The following is a 19429-nucleotide window of genomic DNA, read 5'->3' as shown; positions in this document are numbered from 1 at the left end:
ATTTAATTTCCTCCTGTCCAATAATCGTTCAACACGATTTTTGAATTAAAATTTTTAGCTGAAGCATCCAAAGGCCAAGTCCACGCACGACGGTTATACTGATCAATTGTCATGGGATTCATGGTCCATTGTGGATTTAGTATTCTTCGGGTCCGGATCAGATCAAAGTATCTTGCCCCTTCTCCAATCAATTCACGACAACGCTCTTCGAAAATAAAATTCTTAAGATCTGTACCACCACCAGCATAGCGAGGGGCTTCAGCCCGATCCCGAACAATATTAAGTACTGTGATTGCCTCAGCCTCACGTGCAGCACCTAAATTAGCTAGCGCCTCCGCTTCTAATAGCAGCGCATCAGCATAACGAAATATCATAAATGTATTATCCGGATTAGAGTCTTCATTTCCCGACGCAAAGACATTGGCTGCAAATTTCTTCAAAACAAATAATCCATCATTCGCATACATATCCTCATACCAAAGCTCTTTTCGCTTATCTGCAGGACCATTTAGCGGATAAATCCTGTACATGAAAATGGAGGAATAATAAGCAATGCTGAATTGCTGGTTATAACGAGGAAACTTATATGGCCAACGTAAAAAATGATCCCATAAAGGCGCATATGCATTGTTCTGATCATCGTAATTGATCGTCCGGTAGAATTCGAACAGCGACTCCTCCGTACGTCCTTTTGAGACTTTAGCCCACTCCTCGGGGGTTAGTTTGTACAGATGGTGAACGCCACTAGCACGCAACTCTTTACCTAAGCTAGCCACACTTTCATAATACTTCGTTGCATTTGAAGAATCAAAATTCGCATTCCACATCTTCATGTGCATCAACAAAGCGATAATGCTTCCCCGGCTTGCTCGGGCCCCGCGCTGTGATGACTCCCCAAAAGTCCATGGCATAATATCTTTAACAGATTCTAAGTCGGCAATACTTTTGCTAATTACAGAAACCATATCCTCGCGTGGAAGTTGCTTTGCGAAGTATGCATCGGTATAATAAACCACATCGCCATATAGACGAACCATCCAAAAGTAACTTAAACAACGCATAAAAGTGGCTTCAGCTTTATAGCGATCTTTATCCGAAGCAGATAAGCCTGGAATTCCCTCTTCCAATTTGGAGATTAAAATATTACAACTCTGAATTACCTTATAATAAGTATCCCAAATAGAAACCTTATACATGGCATAACCTTGGGAACGACCGCCACTCAGTGTATTGTTATACACGGCATTCATGTTATTTGTTCCTAAGTCGCGAAGTATCATGCGATCCGTTCCAGCTGTAGGGGAGGGAAAAATTTCTCCCGACCTCGCCTCGCCAATGGCACCGATTACCCATGACTCGTTCAGTTTTTCAAAAAATTGACTGTAGATACGTGCTATATTTGCTTCTACATCCTCCTTTGACTGATAGAAATTGTTGCCCGTAAGCCTGTCGATCGGCTCCACCGTCAGAAATTTCTTACAGCCCATCATTACGGTTGTACATAGACATATGACAAACGCTATTCTTCCTATATTTCTTTTTATTTTCATAATACAGCTCGATTAGAAATCAATATTGACACCAACATTATATTGCCTAGGTACAGGGTAACCACCAGAAGCATCCCTACCCATCGTGCTTACATTTTCGGGATTAGGTCCACTGTACTTGGAGAATGTGTTTATATTTTCAGCCGAAACATATACCCGTAGACGCTCAAGTCCATATCTTCTGATAGCATTTTTTGTAAACATGTAAGACAGCGTAACACTATTTAACTTAAAATAAGACCCATCTTCAGCCCAAAGATCTTGATCCATCCGAAACGGGTTAACACTTGAGTATCTTCTGAAATCGTAAGCATAAGGATACTTCGCAATATCGCCGGGTTTCATCCACATATTAACATCATCTAATGGAACCACTGCTCTATCACCATAGGGATCGCTCATCAATTGCAGTCGCTCGGCAAGTGCATTGTTCAAGATGGTGCGTTTTGCCGTATAGGACGCATATAAGTTCAAACCAAATGATCCGAGAGTTTCATGATTGTAATTAAAATTAAATTGCATACCGCCAGTAATCAATGGTTGAGAATTCCCGGTGCGGGCATAGTCATTTTCATCTAAAACATAGTTACCATCTAAATCTGCAAAAATGGGATCACCCGCCTGAAATTCTGTACCATTGGCCATTCGATAACGTCGTCCAGTCGCTGGATCAACCGGTACATCTGCATCTGTGCTGTATACGCCTCTATTTAATAACATGTAGTTGGACATCGTTGAGGTTCCCACTCTAAAAACAACGTGTTGCTTATATTTGTCATTATTTTCCCAACGAACAAATTGCCCACCATAGTGCTCAGGTAGTTTTAACAAAACATCTCGGTTATAGGCTCCGTTTACCCCTATGGACATGGTAAAACGACCTTCGGTCAAAGGCCTTAACATAACAGATAACTCATGTCCATAATTGGCAATGGCAGCCGAGTTGCTATTTACCTTTTCAAAGCCGAGCGACGAAGAAAGTAGTTCTTCAAATAGAATATTGTTTACTTTCTTATAATACGTATCATAAGTCAATTCAAATCTATTTTGAAAGAAAGCGAGGTCCAAACCTAAGTTATACTGGCTTGTTGTTGTCGGTTTTAGATCAGGATTCGGAATTTGCTCATAATTGATTCCGATGCCTATCTTATCATTATAGCTTCCTGCAATATCGTATTTTCCGTAAACGCGCTCCAAGGTACTATTCGGCATAACATTCACCCCCCAGCTGGTTCGAATGGAGAGCAAATTAATCCAGTCCACATCTCTCAAGAAATTCTCATGATAGGCATTCCATCGAAGACCAACAGCAGGATTTTTGGTATACAGGTTTCCAAATCCATTCTGTGACGACCCATCCATTCTGTAAGAGAGGTCTACCACATACTTCTTCATGTAATCGTAAGTCCCAGCGATTGCAAAAGATAATCCTCTTTCTTTTCCGAATCCACGGCGCAATAATCCTCCTCCTTTGGAAAAATAGCCATCAAATCCAAGCGGTCCTTCAAATTGATCATTTGGTGTACGGGCCTGTAAGGTTGCATTCGCTTGTTTTTCCAAGGTCCGAATCTCATTGAATAGATTGAAAAATACGGTATGCTTTTCATTAAACGTGTGACTATAATTGATAGAGTTCCTATTATACAATGAATTGTATCGACCATAATAAGCATAAACTTGTGCAAATTGACCATTTGCTGCCGCCGGTGTAAACGTGTTTTCATTATCGGAAGTAGACTCATAACTCATTGTTGTTGTTGCCCGCAAACCCGGAATAATTTCATAAGATGCTTCAATGAAAGGCTTGATCGATTTAGACGAATTATCATTTCGGGTCTTCAATGCTGAATTATATCCTGAGGATGCCAGATAAAAAGACGGACCAGGCAACAACGTTGATGCCATCCCGTTTGTTGCCACACCAGATTGTAAAATACCTAACCCGTTCCCCTTACTTTTAGAGCCAAGTGAAGCACTTATCTGCGCTGTAAACTTAAATTTCTCGTTGGGATAATATTCAAATCGCATATTGGTCATATAGCGATCAAAACCCGTATTTTTGATGATACCATTTTCATTATAATAATTCAGGTTCGCCTTATAGTTTAACTTCTGGTTCCCACCATCAATTGCGACATTATGCGTTTGGTTGTAGGTTGTCGCATAAAATAGGTCCTGCCAATTGGTTGAATTATTATAATAAGCGTTCAAACTATCCGATAACATGGGTGTTTGTGAAATTCGGTCCAGGTCATCCTGCGACAACGCATTTCCGTAGATCTGCAATAGTTTTAAACGGCGTTCTAGATTTCCTCCCAAAGTTGGACGTAACTGGGGTGGGGTTTTCAGGAAGAAATTTCCCGTATACCTTACTCTGGGAACCTCAGAATTACCACGTTTCGTATTGATAATGATCACACCATAGGCAGCCAACGATCCATATAGCGATGTAGCCTGCGCATCTTTAAGCACCTCTATACTTTCTATATCCTCAGGAGGAATTAATGACAATGGACTGATTCCTGGCCCCTGCTGGCTTAATCCAAGTTCATTGGCTCTATCCGCATCCATTGGTACGCCATCGATCACATATAACGGTGAGGTGGGGGTCAGAAATGACTGATCACCGCTACCTGTCACACTGATTGTCGAAAGTCCACGGATCTGTGTGGATCCTCTAAATCCCGGTGCTCCGGTATTTACCTGTATATTTAACCCTGCGACCTTGCCTTGAAGCAAATTTTCTACATTCGCCGATGGAATATCTTGAATTTCTTTTCCACTGATCTTAGTCGAGGACCCTGTAGTTGTCTCTCTTGGACGCTTCACATACCCCCTAACAACAACTTCATCCATTTGATTATCGATCTCCTTCAATTGAACGACTACATTTCTGTCGGCCTTCACAGTCATCGTAGTTCCATCATAACCAATTAATCTAAAGGCAACGGAAGTTCCGGTTGCCGTTGTTAAGCTAAATGCCCCCGAGGAATTTGTCGAAGTTGCTTCCTTTCCAGATTTGCCAAAACGTACTGTTACACCCGCCAGCGGCCTCCCTTTATTATCTGTTACCTTACCAGACATAATGACCGTCTGCGCAAAAACCTTTGTAGAAAGAAACACACACAATATCAACAGCATGCAGCTGTTATAAAATATCTTAAATTGCATAACTTTTTCAATTATTCATTATCAAAACGTGGATTCTCCCTTTGAAAATGGAAAACAATCTCCCAATCTCCTTTGGTAAAAATTTTAAAATTCAACCCAAAATTGGCCGTAATTAAACCGCCGCCAAATCCCTTTCTGGAATAGGAAAAATCGACCTTTGCACTGTTCCCATTGCTATACTTTGTTGGGAAACTTGTTAAGGGAATTGGATAAGCTACATCATATTGCACATAAGCAGACGTTTTTTTCATGTTGAAACCATGTACCAGTTCATTCCACTTTGTTTCATTAAAACTATCCGGATTTATCGGTTCTCCATTTTTATTCAAAAAGACAAAGCGCAAATTATGTCCATTTCCTCCAGTAAATCTGCGGATATAGACAACCAGATCTTTAAACTGATCATCCGTGCGTAATAACTGATTGGAAGATTCCCCATACACCCCATTCATGTAGGAAGGCCATATATAGCTTTTCTTGTTTGGATTTTTAGGGTCATTTGGATCAGGTGCAGTTTCGCCATTATATGGATTTTTATCCGAATAAGGTTCATAGTCCTGAACACGCCATGGCAGGATCATAAAATCCTTGATCACTGTAGACCCACCCGAATTGGAGACCTTTAGATCAAAATATCGTATATTCTGCACCAGATCTATACTGTCTTTTGAGCGCGGCTCGATCAGCTCGTTTGTCGAAGAATTCCACAAAATAAAGCTACCTGTAGAATCTACCTCAAAAAGAGGTCGATACACCAACTGGCGCTTGGCCTCAATTTCTTCCAGGTTCTTTTCAGTACCATCGTAGCGGGATATCCACCGATAGACAGGTTTTACTTCGAAAAGGTCCTTGTAGGGGCGTCCATCACCATAACGGGGATTAACAATCTCAAATCGTAGCGGTGTGGTCGAATGATCGGTATTAATATTCCCCATCAGTGAGGTTCTTCCCAAGATGGGATAAAAAGATTTTCCGTCGTAAGTCAAGTTGACACTTAAAAATTCCTTTTCATCAGGTAAATTGTAAAGCTTTTTACATCCATTTAAGCCGACGCACATCAAGATGAGCAGTCCCAAGTTGCATGTCTTATTTATTGTGTTAAATTTTCTAGCAATTTTCATGTCCATACATTCTTAAATTGGTTATTGATTACGATTCATTGTCCAATCTGCCAGCTGGAAATCGTTACCACCGTACATACGTGCAATATTCAAACGATAAGCTTTGTACGTCTTCGTATTTGTAAAAAAGAATACGCGCAATTGAAACCTCTCGTCAAACTCCTCCCCTTGTCGAGAGTCCAATAAGATCCATTTCCCACTTTCTCCATCAAGTCCCTGTAAAGTCCAGTCTGTTGGATCTCGGTCTTGAATATCATTAGCTGAGCGGAGTGTGTAACTGTTGGCAAGTACTTCGACAGGAAAATCCCATTGCAGATAGAACTGCCCAGGACTTGATAAAAAGAATTTTGTTTCTGGATTACCATCGAATACATATTTTGATGCTTCTACTGCATTGGGCCCACCTGAAGTTTCTTTCGATGCAGAGCCCTGTCCTTTGAATTTTATGAAAAGATTTTCTGGCGGTGGGATGTAAATGATCTGACTAACAAATTTGTTAAATCCAAATACATGGTCTGGGTTCAACACATGAACAACGGCATTATCTGTCTGGATATTTAACGAACTGGTTTCAGTCGTTACCCAGTTACGATTGAAAACAGATCTTCTTGTATCGGACAGGTCAACAATCGTAGGGCCGCCATTCATATAGCCAGATGAAGGTTGTTTATTCAGCCCAATATGCATTGGATAGCCATAGCGAATTCCCAATACATCCTTTCCATCCTGACTATTAAGGGAATCACTCGCAATTTTTCCTTGGATAATATATTGGCATAACAAAGAATCCAGTATTTCATACTTGACCGAATTCAGGTATTGTGCAGGCTTGTCAGACACACTCAATGTATTATTCAGGTTTTGAATAGCCAATTGAAAATTGGCATTCGTTAGCGCAAACAGTGTTACTGTACTATCTTCCAGTTTCTTTTGGAGACCGATTCTATCGATGACCTTAACCAAAGAGTCATACACACCAGGTTTACTTTTAAGGTAGCTATATAAATTGCCTTTAAACACCGGCTCCTGGGATATGGGCGAATAATAGCCTTTATCCTTGGCACAAGCATACAGCAGGGCTGTCATTAAGAGTGCATATACACCACGTACAAATAGGTTATTTCTCATAATTAACTCCTTTACTTCCAATAAGCATTTTGTTCTATCAACTTATTTTGTGTTAGAATCTCTCGAGCAATTGGCCAATAGATTCCATCATTGGCTATCAACTGTGCCAACTGAGGATTATCATGTTTTATCTTCTCCCGCCGAATCATATCATACCAGCGGTGCCCTTCACCCATCAATTCTCTCTTTCGTTCTAAAAAAATGGCATCTACCAGATCTCCATTTGTCGTTTCACTATAAACTTTAAGCCCCCTTCGTTCCCTAATCTCATTTAGAAGTTCAATGGCCGTAGATTTTTCACCCAACACGGCTAAAGATTCCGCCCGCAAAAGCGTAATATCTTCCAAACGAGTGAGCACTGTCGCACTGGTAAAAATGCGAAAAGTAGGATCGGAAGAACCTCCCATGATACACTTGATTTTACTAAAGATTGGATACTTACCATTGAAGTTTCTGAAATACACTTCAGTAGTGGGGCTACCTAATGTATCAATACTAAAGCGCTGATCCTTCTTCTCATTAAAAGTTTTTAAAATCGTTTCTTTAGGCATATAAATATCTGGCACCGACTTGTTGACAACAGGAGCAGCCAGTGTCAATTCTTCAATATGCCCTGTAAACGATGCCTCCACATGGGCCCATATGTAAGGAAATGAGAACATCTGCTCGGACCGTTTCTCAAAGAAAAATCCATTGCCCTCCGTTAAAAACGAAGTAGACAAATAATAGGCACCTCCTTTACTATAATTATCCATCACAAATTGTGAATAAGAAGCCGCATCAGCATAATTGGCTTGCCATGCCGCCAAATGTGCGAGAATAGCATAGACAGAAAGTTTCCTAACCAAAGCACCATTCCATCGTGAAGAGGCCTCATTGTAATAGTTGCCAATTTGCTGTTCATCACCGGTACTATAGGAATAAGGCAATAATTGCGCGGCATCATACATTTCTTTTTCAATCCAAGCATACAGTTTTAACCGATCTTCCTTGGGCTTATTCTCAAAATTTCCGTCATGGGAAGTTAGTATTAGGGGTACATCCCCCCAAATACGGACCATATTAAAATAAGCGTAAGCACGTAGAAATCGAGCCTGAGCAACATCTACTACCAAATTATTTTCGGTGTAGCGCATGTCTTTTTCTCTTACTCCCGATGCACGCTCCATAAAAATATTAGCGGCATTAACTACCGCAAACCACCTTCTCCAATTCGATAATGCATTCAGCGATTCATAATTCGCTTTGAGGTCATTCTTAATAATTGCTTTGAGATCCTGCCGATTAGGGCTTTCGAAATCTCCTGACCGAACTTCTCCATAAAGCCAATAAGCATTATTGTCGTCCAAAGCCGCTTTGGTTAAACCATAAATTCCCATCAAACCTGCACGCGTATCCTCCAAAGTATTCCACATGTTCTCTTCCTTGACCGTACGAGAGGAGTCTATATCCAGCATTTTCTTACAGCCTCCCAGAAGCAATAAGAAAAGTAATAAAACACTCAGTATGAGGTGATATCTTTTCATTTCTTTACGTTTAAAAGTCAACTTTTATTCCTAGCGTATAAATTCGTGGGATCCTCATCTTTGACCCAATATCATAACCTGTATAATCTACGATCTCAGGATCAACACCACTATAAGATGTAATCGTAGCAACATTGTTAGCAGACACATAGGCATACGCGTTTTTAATGCCCTGAGTACGGCCCGCCAAAAGAGAAGTTAAGTTATAGCCCAAAGTGATCGCTCTTATTTTAACAAATGAAGCATTCTCTAAGAAAAGATCTTGATCGGCCTGATAAGCTATAACAGTACTCCAGGGGTTATATAGTGGATATTTACTGTAATCACCCCTTTTTTCCCAATACGTAATCTCTTTGATAGCATCTAGATTTTTCGCCCCTTCATTATTGATAAAATCAAACCGATTGGCCATTTCTTGGTTAATGAGTTGTCGACCAATATTGTAGTACATATTGATCCCCAGGTCCCATTTTCCAAACACAAAATTGTTATACCAATTACCAAATACAGCAGGTAACCGATGGCCTTGCAATTTCCGATCCTCATCATTGATCGTATTGTCGCCATTTCGATCTGTCCAAATCGGATCACCCGCACGTAACTGGATCGCATTGTAGGTCATTCCCTGAGGGACCTCTGCATCAGTCCTGTAAATACCTTCATTAGCAAGTAGCCAATACTGGTCTAATGGCTTGCCGACCTCCAAAAGATTATTCCCTATCACGAGTCGATCTAGACCATTAGGCAATGCCTTTAATTTATTTTGATTATGGGATACATTCAGCGCCGTAGACCATTTAAAATTATCGGATTGAACCGGATCAAGCCCAACAGTCAATTCAGCACCTATATTCTGCACATTCATTCCTGCCGCATAGCTTGATTTATAACCATATTCGCTATAGGAAGGAATATTAATCAGCTGGTTCTTTGTTTGTTTTACATAGACATCAAGGGAAACATGGAAGTTTTTCTTTTGAATTGCATAATCCAAGCCCAGGTTGCCCTGGTCAGTATACGCCCAAGGGATATTGTATCCACCCCAGCCTGACTCATAAGGTCTTACCAATCCCGCGATGGCATTGTATCCGGCTATAAGCTGATTACCGGTAAATCCCATTTGCGCAACATAATTAGGTCCTTGAGCAAAGTCGTCAAAAACATTGCTTAGTCCAATACGCCCCGCACTTAGACGAGCAGTCAGCTCTTTCAAGTTCGTGTTTGTATTGAAATAGCTGTTTTTAATATTCCAATTTATCGACAACGAAGGCGTAAAAATCCATCGGGCGTCCGGTTGTGCATTAGAGGATGCATCCGAACGGAGTAAAAGCGATGTCTCCACCTTGTTATCATAGTTGTAAGTCGCTTTTCCATAAAATGAAACTAAGTTGTGGCGAATACGATCTAAATATTTAAATATAAGCGCCTTGGGGTATGCAGTAGCCTCCAAATAGTTTGATTTTGTATCGTCATCTTCTAGGAGATTCACCTTAATAAAATCATTTACCCCCTTGTAAGCGTAGGCATAATTGTAACGATAGGTATCCCATTGCAAACTATTGCCGACCAACAGGTTTAATTTGCTCTCCGCATTGATATTCCAGTCATAAAAAGCTTTATTGTCAAATACTGCCCGCTGATTATAGCCATAGTAATTTGAAGCAAAATTATTGGACTCCATTAGCTTACTGTGATAGAATTGATCTCTATAGCCTTCATTATAATCGACCATCCCTATCGAAAGAAAATGAAAATTTCCAAAATCAAATTGCAACTTTCCGTATCCCTGCACAACGTTCGTCTTATTGTTGTCAAAGCCTTTTTTATAATAACTTAAATACTCATTGTAGACCTCCTTATTGGGTGACAAGGGTGCCGACAGATCCGGAAAATAGGCTAACTGGGCAAACCTATCCCGCAGGTTCAGATTACGATTACGATCGAGTCGAGCTATATTAGCCTGCATGGAGAACGTCAGCCAAGTCATCGGCCGCATATTGAGCCCAAACAAAGCATAATATTTATTCAATTTTACCTGATCAGCCACGCCTTTATCCTGTGTTGAGCCCGCTGCAAATTGAAAATTTGCACGTGGCCCACCACCTGATAAATTTGCATTCAAATTGTAAACTAAACCACTATTGTAATAAGAGTCTGTCCAATCGGATTTTCCAAAATAATTCATGTTAAGCGAGTCGCTTAAATACACAGGGTACGAATCACCGTCATTATATTTGCCATTGGAGGTATACAGATCATAAAACTGCTTTCTGAATTTATTTTCGTATTCACCATTAATTGTTGTGACATGTGGTCGCTCGGCCAAGCCCGTATACATATTGACCGCTATCCGGTTGCTTTTATCCGTTTTATACTCCTTCGTACGAACAACTATAGCTCCGTTTGCAGCGTTTGGACCATACATCGCAATCGCGGCAACATCTTTTAATACTTCAATAGACTTAACCATGTCTATATTAATATTCGCTAATAAATTGGTCGCTGGGCCAATACGCTCGAGGTTATAGGTTTGAACGGCATAAGCAAAGGGGTGTTCTCCAACCAAAGGAACTCCGTCCACAACAACTAATGGCTGATTCTGAAATACGTCAATATCAGAGAACAATGGCCTCGAAATACCACGAAAATACATTGGCTGCTTGGTACCCGATTCCCCGGAAGGTTCAGTTACATAAAGCCCAGTATTATTTCCTTTTAGGTATTGTGCTAAGGAAGAGTAAGGTAATAACGCCTGTTTTTTTATTTCTATTGGATTTACTTGGCTAGTCTTAATCTGAAATATTGAATCCAATTTTGAAGTTCCAATCTGAAGCTTAAGACTATCGGATGGTGATAACACCTTATCTTGACCAAAAGCAAAAGAATAACAGGCACAGGACCACCCTAAAAGAATAAGCCTATCCAAATACCTTTTTTTTATCATGTGCATATGAATGATATATAATTAGGTTATTTTCACTTTTTTACTATAACTGGTTAAAATCACCTCAAACAAGAGATGAAAATTCATTGATTTTTCGGGATAGGAAAATTGTTCGATTCCCATCCAAAATTGATATTATGCAGTATCAAATAGGATTAACGTCATAATTTAAGGTTTTAAGTTTAAAATATAAAAACGTTTTAGCATAACACAATAGAATGAAATGTCAAAACGAGTCGGTTTGCTTAATTGGTCAGCACTTATCTCTCTTGGTTATATTGAAGATATATAGAAAAATGAGAAAAAAAAAATTATCAGTGAAATTTTCTTTATTTGCTAAACTGGTTTAGTTATTAACATTAAGCAATTTATGGCTTAAAAACTGGTTTTTTACGTAGAAAAAATATGATTTTGCTAAAATACTACACTGAATTAATTTTTTTTCCAATTGTAACTTTCTCGCCGATTGACAACTACAAACGAATTGATAACCTAGCTAGTAAGTGAATACCAAGCTGATAGAATTATCCCTTCAGGTCAAGACAGAAAAAGAAAAGCCCCCTCGTGAATGAGGGGGCTTTTCTTTTTCTGTCTTGACCTATCGTTACTATTATTTGTTCGGTTTATTGCTCATCTCGAAGATTAATTCACCGCCATTTATAATGCTGCTATAGGGTAATAGAAAATCAGCCAATTTCCGCCCATTTAAAGACACGGATTTAACGTAAACATTCTTTTCAGACTGGTTACGGGCAACTATAGAAAGACTGCGTCCATTTTCAAGATTAATCTTTGCCGATTTTACCAAAGGACTGCCAATCCAATAATTATCTTCCCCAGGTGCCACTGGGTAGAAGCCTAATGCAGTAAATAAATACCAAGCAGACATTTGTCCACAGTCATCATTCCCTCCTAAACCCGCATGACCATTATGATACTGATTCCGTATGATTTGTCTTACACGTGCCTGAGTTTTCCAGGGGCTCTTGGTTATATTGTACAAGTATGCCACATGATGGGAAGGTTCATTTCCGTGCACATAATTTCCGATAATGCCATCCCGGGTAATATCCTCCGTATGTTCAAAATATTTATCCGGTAATTCCATGGTAAACAGTGAATCCAAATAAGACTCTAAACGTTTTTTGCCTCCCATTAATGCCATCATTTCAGTAGGTTGATGCGGTACATACAGGCTGTAATTCCATGAATTACCTTCAATAAATCCTTGCCCATGTGTATCCAAAACATCGAATTTCTCCTGAAATTTACCCGCTGAATTCTTCGGACGCATAAATCCAATAGCGGAATCATAGAGTGATTTCCAACTTTCAGCCCTTTTGGAAAAAGTCGTGTAAATATCCTCTTTTCCCAATTTTTTCGCTAATTGCGCGATACACCAATCGTCATACGCATATTCCAATGTATTAGAAACAGATGTTCCCGATACATCTGCAGGAACATATCCTTTATCTATGTAAGCCCCAATCCCCTCGTACTGACGTGTATTTGCTGTTTGTACACAAGCTGCTAATGCAGCTTCCGCATCACCTTTGTAAACGCCTTTGAGGATAGCATCAACAATGACCGATACGGAATGATAGCCGCTCATGCACCAGTTATCATTTGCATAATGCGACCAGATCGGCAACATCTTCAATACACTCTGATCATAATGAGCCATCATGGATGCCACAATATCTGCATTACGAGAAGGGTTTATTAGATTCAACAGCGGATGAAAGGCCCTAAAGGTATCCCATAAAGAAAATGAGGTGTAATTCGTAAAGCCTTCAGCACGGTGCACCTCCTGGTCCAACCCTTTATACTCACCATTGCTGTCCATATACACCGTCGGCATTAAGCTTGCATGGTACATAGCTGTATAAAAATTGACAAGGTCTTCCTTGTTCAACATTTCAGCTTCTATCTTATGCAACTCCTTTTCCCAAGCGTTCTGCCCTTGCTTAACGTAGCCGTCAAAATTCCAGTCCGGAGCCTCAGCCTCCATATTGGCCAAAGCATTCTTCATGCTTACTGGACTTAAAGCTACTTTCAGAAGGATGGCCTCTTGTTCTTTTGTATCAAAATCCAGGTGAAGCTTAATATTGTGCGCTGCGAGATCAGGGAAATTGTTTTGTTGATCAAACTTACGCCAAAAACCATTATAGACAGATTTTCCATCCTCATATTTGGCGCCGTAATTCTTAAAAGCTTTTGATGTCTTTATTGCGAAGTATACGGTGCGGGTTCTTGACCAACCGTTTGTCTGGCGGTAGCCTACCAGGGTTGAATCGTTCAAGACCTTGACCACGGTCCAAACATTCTTGCCGTCATAATTATAGATCCCAGCAGTTAAGTCTACAATAAGATGTGAAGCATTCGATTCTTTGAACGTATAACGGTGCAGTCCTACACGTGTTGTTGTCGTTAATTCAGCTTTAATCTGATGTTTATCCAGTAAAACACTGTAATAGTTGGCCTCAGCCCGTTCGTTGGCATGCGAATATGGTGATCGATAACCATCTTGTGGTCGATCAGCTGTACCCGGGTTTAATTGGACTTTTCCTTGTGTCGGCATGATCTGTATATCACCAAGATCGGAGTGACCTGTACCGCTAAAATGCGTATGACTAAACCCAACAATCGTCGGATCATCATACTGATAACCAGCACAATATTTATAAACATCGCCGTTATACCGCCCATTGACAGCATACGATAATGTATCCGTATCAGGGCTTAATTGTACTGCGCCGAATGGAACTGTCGCCCCCGGAAAAGTATGTCCCATTTTCGCCGTACCGATGAGCGGTTTGACATACTGAACTAATTTCGTTTCTTGTGCCTTTAATAGATATGGGACACTAATTAATCCCAAAAAGACTAAACTTCTGATATTCATCGCTTATGAATTATAGTTTGGGGTTTTGGCTATAATCGGCCCACAGCTCATCAATAGTTTTACCCGTCTCCACTTTCCAAAAAGCATCACTATAGCTTTTGCTACGCATCGCCGCATCCAATTTCTTGACAAAATCCTTCTTTATATGTAGATTGATCCAATACAAAAAGCGCGCTGTAATACGATAAGAATCTGTGTATTTCTGCTTTTCGTTATATTCTGGCAGCTTCCAATTTGCTCCCGCATTATCTATTCCATCATCAAATCGCACAAAATCGGCTATCCCCTCGGTAATCCACCAAGGGCCCGCCCCGTCGGGGTATGCTTGGACAATATGCATTACCTCATGGGTAACCACATCAATATCGCCCGGATTTTTGGCAAACCAAGCTGGACTGTAACGGACAATCCCGCCCGCTGTCGCTGCCACACCTTTATAGTCCGGATCAATAACGAAAGACACCTTTTTTATGGTCTTTTTATTATATTTCTTGGCTAGTTTAGGATAGTTTGTAAAATATGCCGCCACCAACCTTTCTTTTAAAGGAGCACTAAAATCTTTGTCTTTGTTTATCCAAATCAGGGTGTACCCATCTTTACTGATACTATCAACATCCACAGCCACTTTGCGGTCGTTTTCTGTATGTTTCCAGTTGTCCTGCGCGAAAAGTGAACAAGAGTATGCCAAACCAAATACGGTAACAACTACTTTTAAGTTTTTAAAGTTTATCATAACCCAATGATTATTTCTTTTTGTTCGATTTCAACTTGATATTTGTTTGCAAATCCGTTGTCATTGAATAAGGCGCTGAATTTTTGGACGATCCCCTCGTATAATTGGGTTTTGCCGCCATGTCAAAATTAAGTGTGCCACCTTCATGCAATGCTTTGTGACTTAACCAGTTTTTACCATAATCCTTACCATTCATTTGCAATGTGTTTACATATACATTTTCAGCTGAGTTCTTTGGTGCATCAATGGTCAATGTCTTACCATTTTCAAATGTTAAGGTCGCTTTTTTAAATAATGGCGCTCCGAGCACATATTCATCCGTCGCCGGACAAACCGGATAGAATCCCAGCGCTGAAAAGACATACCATGCAGAGGTTTGACCATTATCTTCATCACCACAATAGCCATCAGGTGTAGGCTTATACATTCGGTCTATCACTTGACGTACCCAATATTGTGTTTTCCAAGGTTGGCCAGCATAATTGTACAAATATGGCATATGCTGAATTGGCTGATTACCATGTGCATATTGCCCCATATTCGCAACCTGCATTTCACGTATTTCATGGATAATACCACCATAATAGCTATCGTCGAAATCTGGGGACTGAACAAACACCGAATCCAACATGCCCACAAAAGTCTTTTCCCCTCCCATCAGATCGATAAGCCCCTGAATATCGTGAAATACGCTCCACGAATAATGCCAGCTATTTCCTTCTGTGAATGCGTCACCCCATTTTAATGGATTAAAAGGAGCCTGGAATTTTCCATCTTTATTCTTTCCACGCATAAGATTGGTCGATGGATCAAATAAATTCTTATAGTTCTGTGCACGCTTAGCATACAAATCAATTTCAGCCTTCGGACGGTTCAATGCTTTTGCCAATTGGTAGATCGTGAAATCGTCATAGGCATATTCCAATGTACGTGCTGCATTTTCATTGATTTTAACATCATATGGCACATAACCCAAACTATTGTAATATTCAACGCCTTTTCTTCCAACAGCACTCATTGGTCCTTCGTTATTAGCACCGTGTTGTAAAGCTTCGTATAACTTATTGATATCATAACCGCGCAATCCCTTCATATAAGCATCCGAAACCACCGAAGCGGAGTTATTACCCACCATGATATCGGCATATCCCGGACTGCTCCATTCAGGAAGAAAGCCTCCTTCTAAATAGGCATTGAGAAGACCTTCCTGCATTTCCTTATTAATGGAAGGATACATAAAGTTTAAGAATGGGTACAACGCTCTAAAAGTGTCCCAAAAACCTGTTCCTCCAAATAAATAACCGGGAAGTGTTTTTCCATTATATGGACTGTAATGCACAGCCTTTCCTTGCGCATCAATTTCATATAACTTGTTCGGGAAAAATAAGGTCCGATACATGGTCGAATAAAACGTACGCAACTGATCGATATCATCACCTTCTACTTTAATTTTCCCTAAGGTCGAATTCCAGATCTGACGTCCGTCTTCTTTTATTTGATCAAAAGATTTGTTACCTAACTCATTTAAGTTTAATAAGGCTTGTTCGGCACTGATAAAGGAAGACGCTACCTTCACCTGCACTGGTTTCGTTTTGTCTTTTACCTTAAAGCCCACGATTGCACCAGTGTGATCACCTTTGATCTGAAGTTGCCCATCCTTCTTCTCTTTGCCTTCCCAAGTAGCGACACTTGCAAAAGGTTGATCAAAAACCAAAACAAAATAATTCTTGAAATTAGCTGGCAGTGGACCGCGTGCATATTTCGAAGAATAGCCAATTATCATATTTTTTTTTGGAATAATCTGAACTTCAGATCCCTTTTCATAAGCATCCAAAACAATATAAGCATCGTCTGTTTTATTAAACGAGATCCTAAACATGGCTGCGCGTTCTGTTGGTGTCATCTCTGCAGTCACATCGTGATCCGCTAGATAAACCGAATAATAATACGGTTTTACAATCTCCGCTTTATGCGAAAACCAGCTCGCACGCTCGTCTTGATCAAATACAGGCTTTCCAGTTACAGGCATGATAGAAAAAACACCGTAATCATTCATCCAGGGTGATGGCTGGTGAGTCTGTTTTAATCCACGAATCTTATCAGCGGTATATTGATACTGCCATCCGTCGCCATTTTTTCCTGTTTGTGGTGTCCACATATTCATTCCCCAAGGTCTCGCAATCGAGGGATAGGTGTTACCATTGGACAACTCAAATTTCGATTCGGTACCCATTAACGGGTTAACAAGATCAACAGCGTCTAGCTGCTGCCCTCTAAATTTCTGTGCCAATACAGGTTTTGTGCAAAACAAACCTATCGTTAGTAATGACCCAAAAAAAACACTTAATGATTTCTTCATTATTTAGGATATATTATTTTTCATACTAAAACGTATTAGTAAAGATAGAAAAGATTATTTAATGTAAAGCACCACAATGCATATGTAATAAATTTTAGACAAACAGTGGCTATTAAGCCACCGTTCACCACTACCAGTTCAAATTTTGAATCATATTTTCGTTTTTCAACACTTCATTATTTGGTATTGGGAATAAATAATCTCTCTTCTTAAATACCCGTGTTTCGATTAAGGTTTTTTTGAAAAAATCATCACCATCAACATCCAGATTCAAACCATAAACTGGACCATTATCTGTCGTTTCTGCAATTTTCCAACGTCTCGTATCAAAATAACGCGCATTTTCAAATGCTAATTCCACTCGCCTCTCTTTACGAATAACCTCACGCATAACACTTTGCCCGACAGGAGCAGCAAGACTTCCTTCGCCGTATCCGATAATACCAGCTCGCTTTCGAATAATATTCAGATATTTCAAAATATCCGGATCATTGGGGCTAAACTCATTTAAGGCCTCAATATAATCCAAGTAAATATTGGCTAATCGTAACATCAATGCGCCCCTAGCGTTACCATTCGATGCGACGTTTTTACGTACAGTATAACCCGTCGGTGTTACATCTGAGGTACTTTGTGATCTCCCTGAATTACCACTTTTATTAAATAGAGAAATAACAGCTGTACTACTATTAGCCTGATTCAGCCAATAACTTCCACTATAGGTGATACCGACATAAAACCTTGGTTCACGATTCACATACATATTAAATGTACGCCGCTCGGCAACGTCGTACGGTGCTTTAAAATTACTAAAACCATTGTCCTTGTACCCCTCATCGTCTGCTATAGACAAGCCGTCCTTCGTAAAGTAAGCATCCACCATCGATTGAGTTGCCCCAAGTGCCCCCCCACCCTGCGCTGCTGAAGGGAAACCAACATGCTTGGGAGTACGGTCATATTGGGTGTTATTACCACTGTTAGAACGAGCAAAAATCCATTCTTTATTCCAATCCACGGTCATTACATTACGACAGGATAAATAAGCCGCAAGAAATGGATCACTATTGGACTCCTGATATAAACTGTAATAAGAGGGGACAAATTCGGTAATAAATTCTTGCGCAGCTACCGCTGCATCGTTCCATTTTTGCTTATCTTCGGTAGCACTGAATAAAGCAGTTCCATCCAAATTTTTCACTCCCGCATAGTCGAGATTTCCATTAAACAACGGACTAGCCTTTAACATTAGCGCCTCAACTTTGTAAGCCTTAACCACACCTTTTGTTATCCGACCATACTCACTATTATTTGGTATATATGGAAGATCTTTATAAGCCTCGTCTAGCTCGGTCACGATATAATCCACACATTGATCAAAAGGAGTTCGAGACAACTTTAAATCTGCAATGGGAGCAGTGAAATCTAAAACTTGATCGCCGATAAGTACAACCGGACCATAGCTCCTTATTAAATAAAAATAATATAATGCACGCAACGCTCTTGCTTCTGCCTTATAGGTTGATTTCATCACAGAAGTCACCTCTACAGGATTTGCGTTATCAATTTCCTGCATAAAGTAAGTAGCATTTCGGATCCCTTGATAATAGCTTTTATAGATATCAGCAATTGTACCATCAGTATTACTCCAGACACTTGCAGTCATATTATTTGCATAATTGAAATCCCAGGTATACTTTGCTTCATCAGAAGCAGCAGTCCAAGGTCCTGCATTACCAGTTCCGACAAAACGTTGAGCAAGTTCATTCGGCAAAGTGTTATATATATTTGCAAGAAATTTATCGGTGTTGGCTTTGGATTTGAATATATCGTCAACTGTAATGACATCATCTGGAACTTGGTCCAAATAATTTTTACAACCTGATAAGGAACTTAATGCTAGGCTTCCCATCAGTATCCATTGGAATGTATTTTTGTTGAATTTTATTTTCATGATCTTTTTTTTTCTAACGAAACGATATCAAAATGCATCAA

The 19429-nt window shown here is 39.9% G+C and carries 10 protein-coding genes; all 10 read right to left on the bottom strand.

The annotated features are described in order from the left end of the window. Positions 1-2 precede the first annotated feature (2 nt). Complete coding sequence (locus L1283_RS02145; protein ID WP_120333020.1) at positions 3-1550, bottom strand: RagB/SusD family nutrient uptake outer membrane protein; 1548 nt, start codon at positions 1548-1550, stop codon at positions 3-5. A gap of 12 nt (positions 1551-1562) precedes the next feature. Then, positions 1563-4691, bottom strand: a complete 3129-nt coding sequence (locus L1283_RS02140) for a SusC/RagA family TonB-linked outer membrane protein (protein ID WP_429625714.1) — start codon at positions 4689-4691, stop codon at positions 1563-1565. 41 nt (positions 4692-4732) lie between these two features. Continuing rightward, on the bottom strand, positions 4733-5842 hold the full coding sequence (locus tag L1283_RS02135; RefSeq protein WP_286732210.1) for a DUF5007 domain-containing protein: 1110 nt from the start codon (positions 5840-5842) through the stop codon (positions 4733-4735). A 21-nt stretch (positions 5843-5863) separates the two neighbouring features. Next, positions 5864-6970, bottom strand: a complete 1107-nt coding sequence (locus tag L1283_RS02130) for a fasciclin domain-containing protein (protein WP_286732208.1) — start codon at positions 6968-6970, stop codon at positions 5864-5866. Between the two features lie 11 nt (positions 6971-6981). Further along, a complete protein-coding gene (locus L1283_RS02125; protein WP_286732205.1) occupies positions 6982-8496 on the bottom strand; it encodes a RagB/SusD family nutrient uptake outer membrane protein in 1515 nt (504 codons plus the stop codon). Positions 8497-8506: 10 nt separating this feature from the next. Continuing rightward, positions 8507-11440, bottom strand: coding sequence for a SusC/RagA family TonB-linked outer membrane protein (locus L1283_RS02120; protein WP_429625713.1), 2934 nt, complete (start codon positions 11438-11440; stop codon positions 8507-8509). A gap of 610 nt (positions 11441-12050) precedes the next feature. Then, entirely contained in the window at positions 12051-14345 is a 2295-nt protein-coding gene (locus tag L1283_RS02115) for a GH92 family glycosyl hydrolase (protein ID WP_429625712.1), read from the bottom strand. Positions 14346-14355: 10 nt separating this feature from the next. Then, complete coding sequence (locus L1283_RS02110) at positions 14356-15078, bottom strand: basic secretory protein-like protein (protein WP_120333014.1); 723 nt, start codon at positions 15076-15078, stop codon at positions 14356-14358. Between the two features lie 10 nt (positions 15079-15088). Then, a complete protein-coding gene (locus L1283_RS02105) occupies positions 15089-17437 on the bottom strand; it encodes a GH92 family glycosyl hydrolase (RefSeq protein ID WP_429625711.1) in 2349 nt (782 codons plus the stop codon). A 130-nt stretch (positions 17438-17567) separates the two neighbouring features. After that, a complete protein-coding gene (locus tag L1283_RS02100) occupies positions 17568-19388 on the bottom strand; it encodes a RagB/SusD family nutrient uptake outer membrane protein (protein ID WP_429625710.1) in 1821 nt (606 codons plus the stop codon). Positions 19389-19429 lie beyond the last annotated feature (41 nt).

It is taken from the genome of Sphingobacterium sp. HSC-15S19 (assembly GCF_050433745.1).
Lineage (GTDB): Bacteria > Bacteroidota > Bacteroidia > Sphingobacteriales > Sphingobacteriaceae > Sphingobacterium > Sphingobacterium siyangense.
Note: the sequence above shows the minus strand (reverse complement) of the source record. Positions and strands in the feature narration are given on the sequence as shown.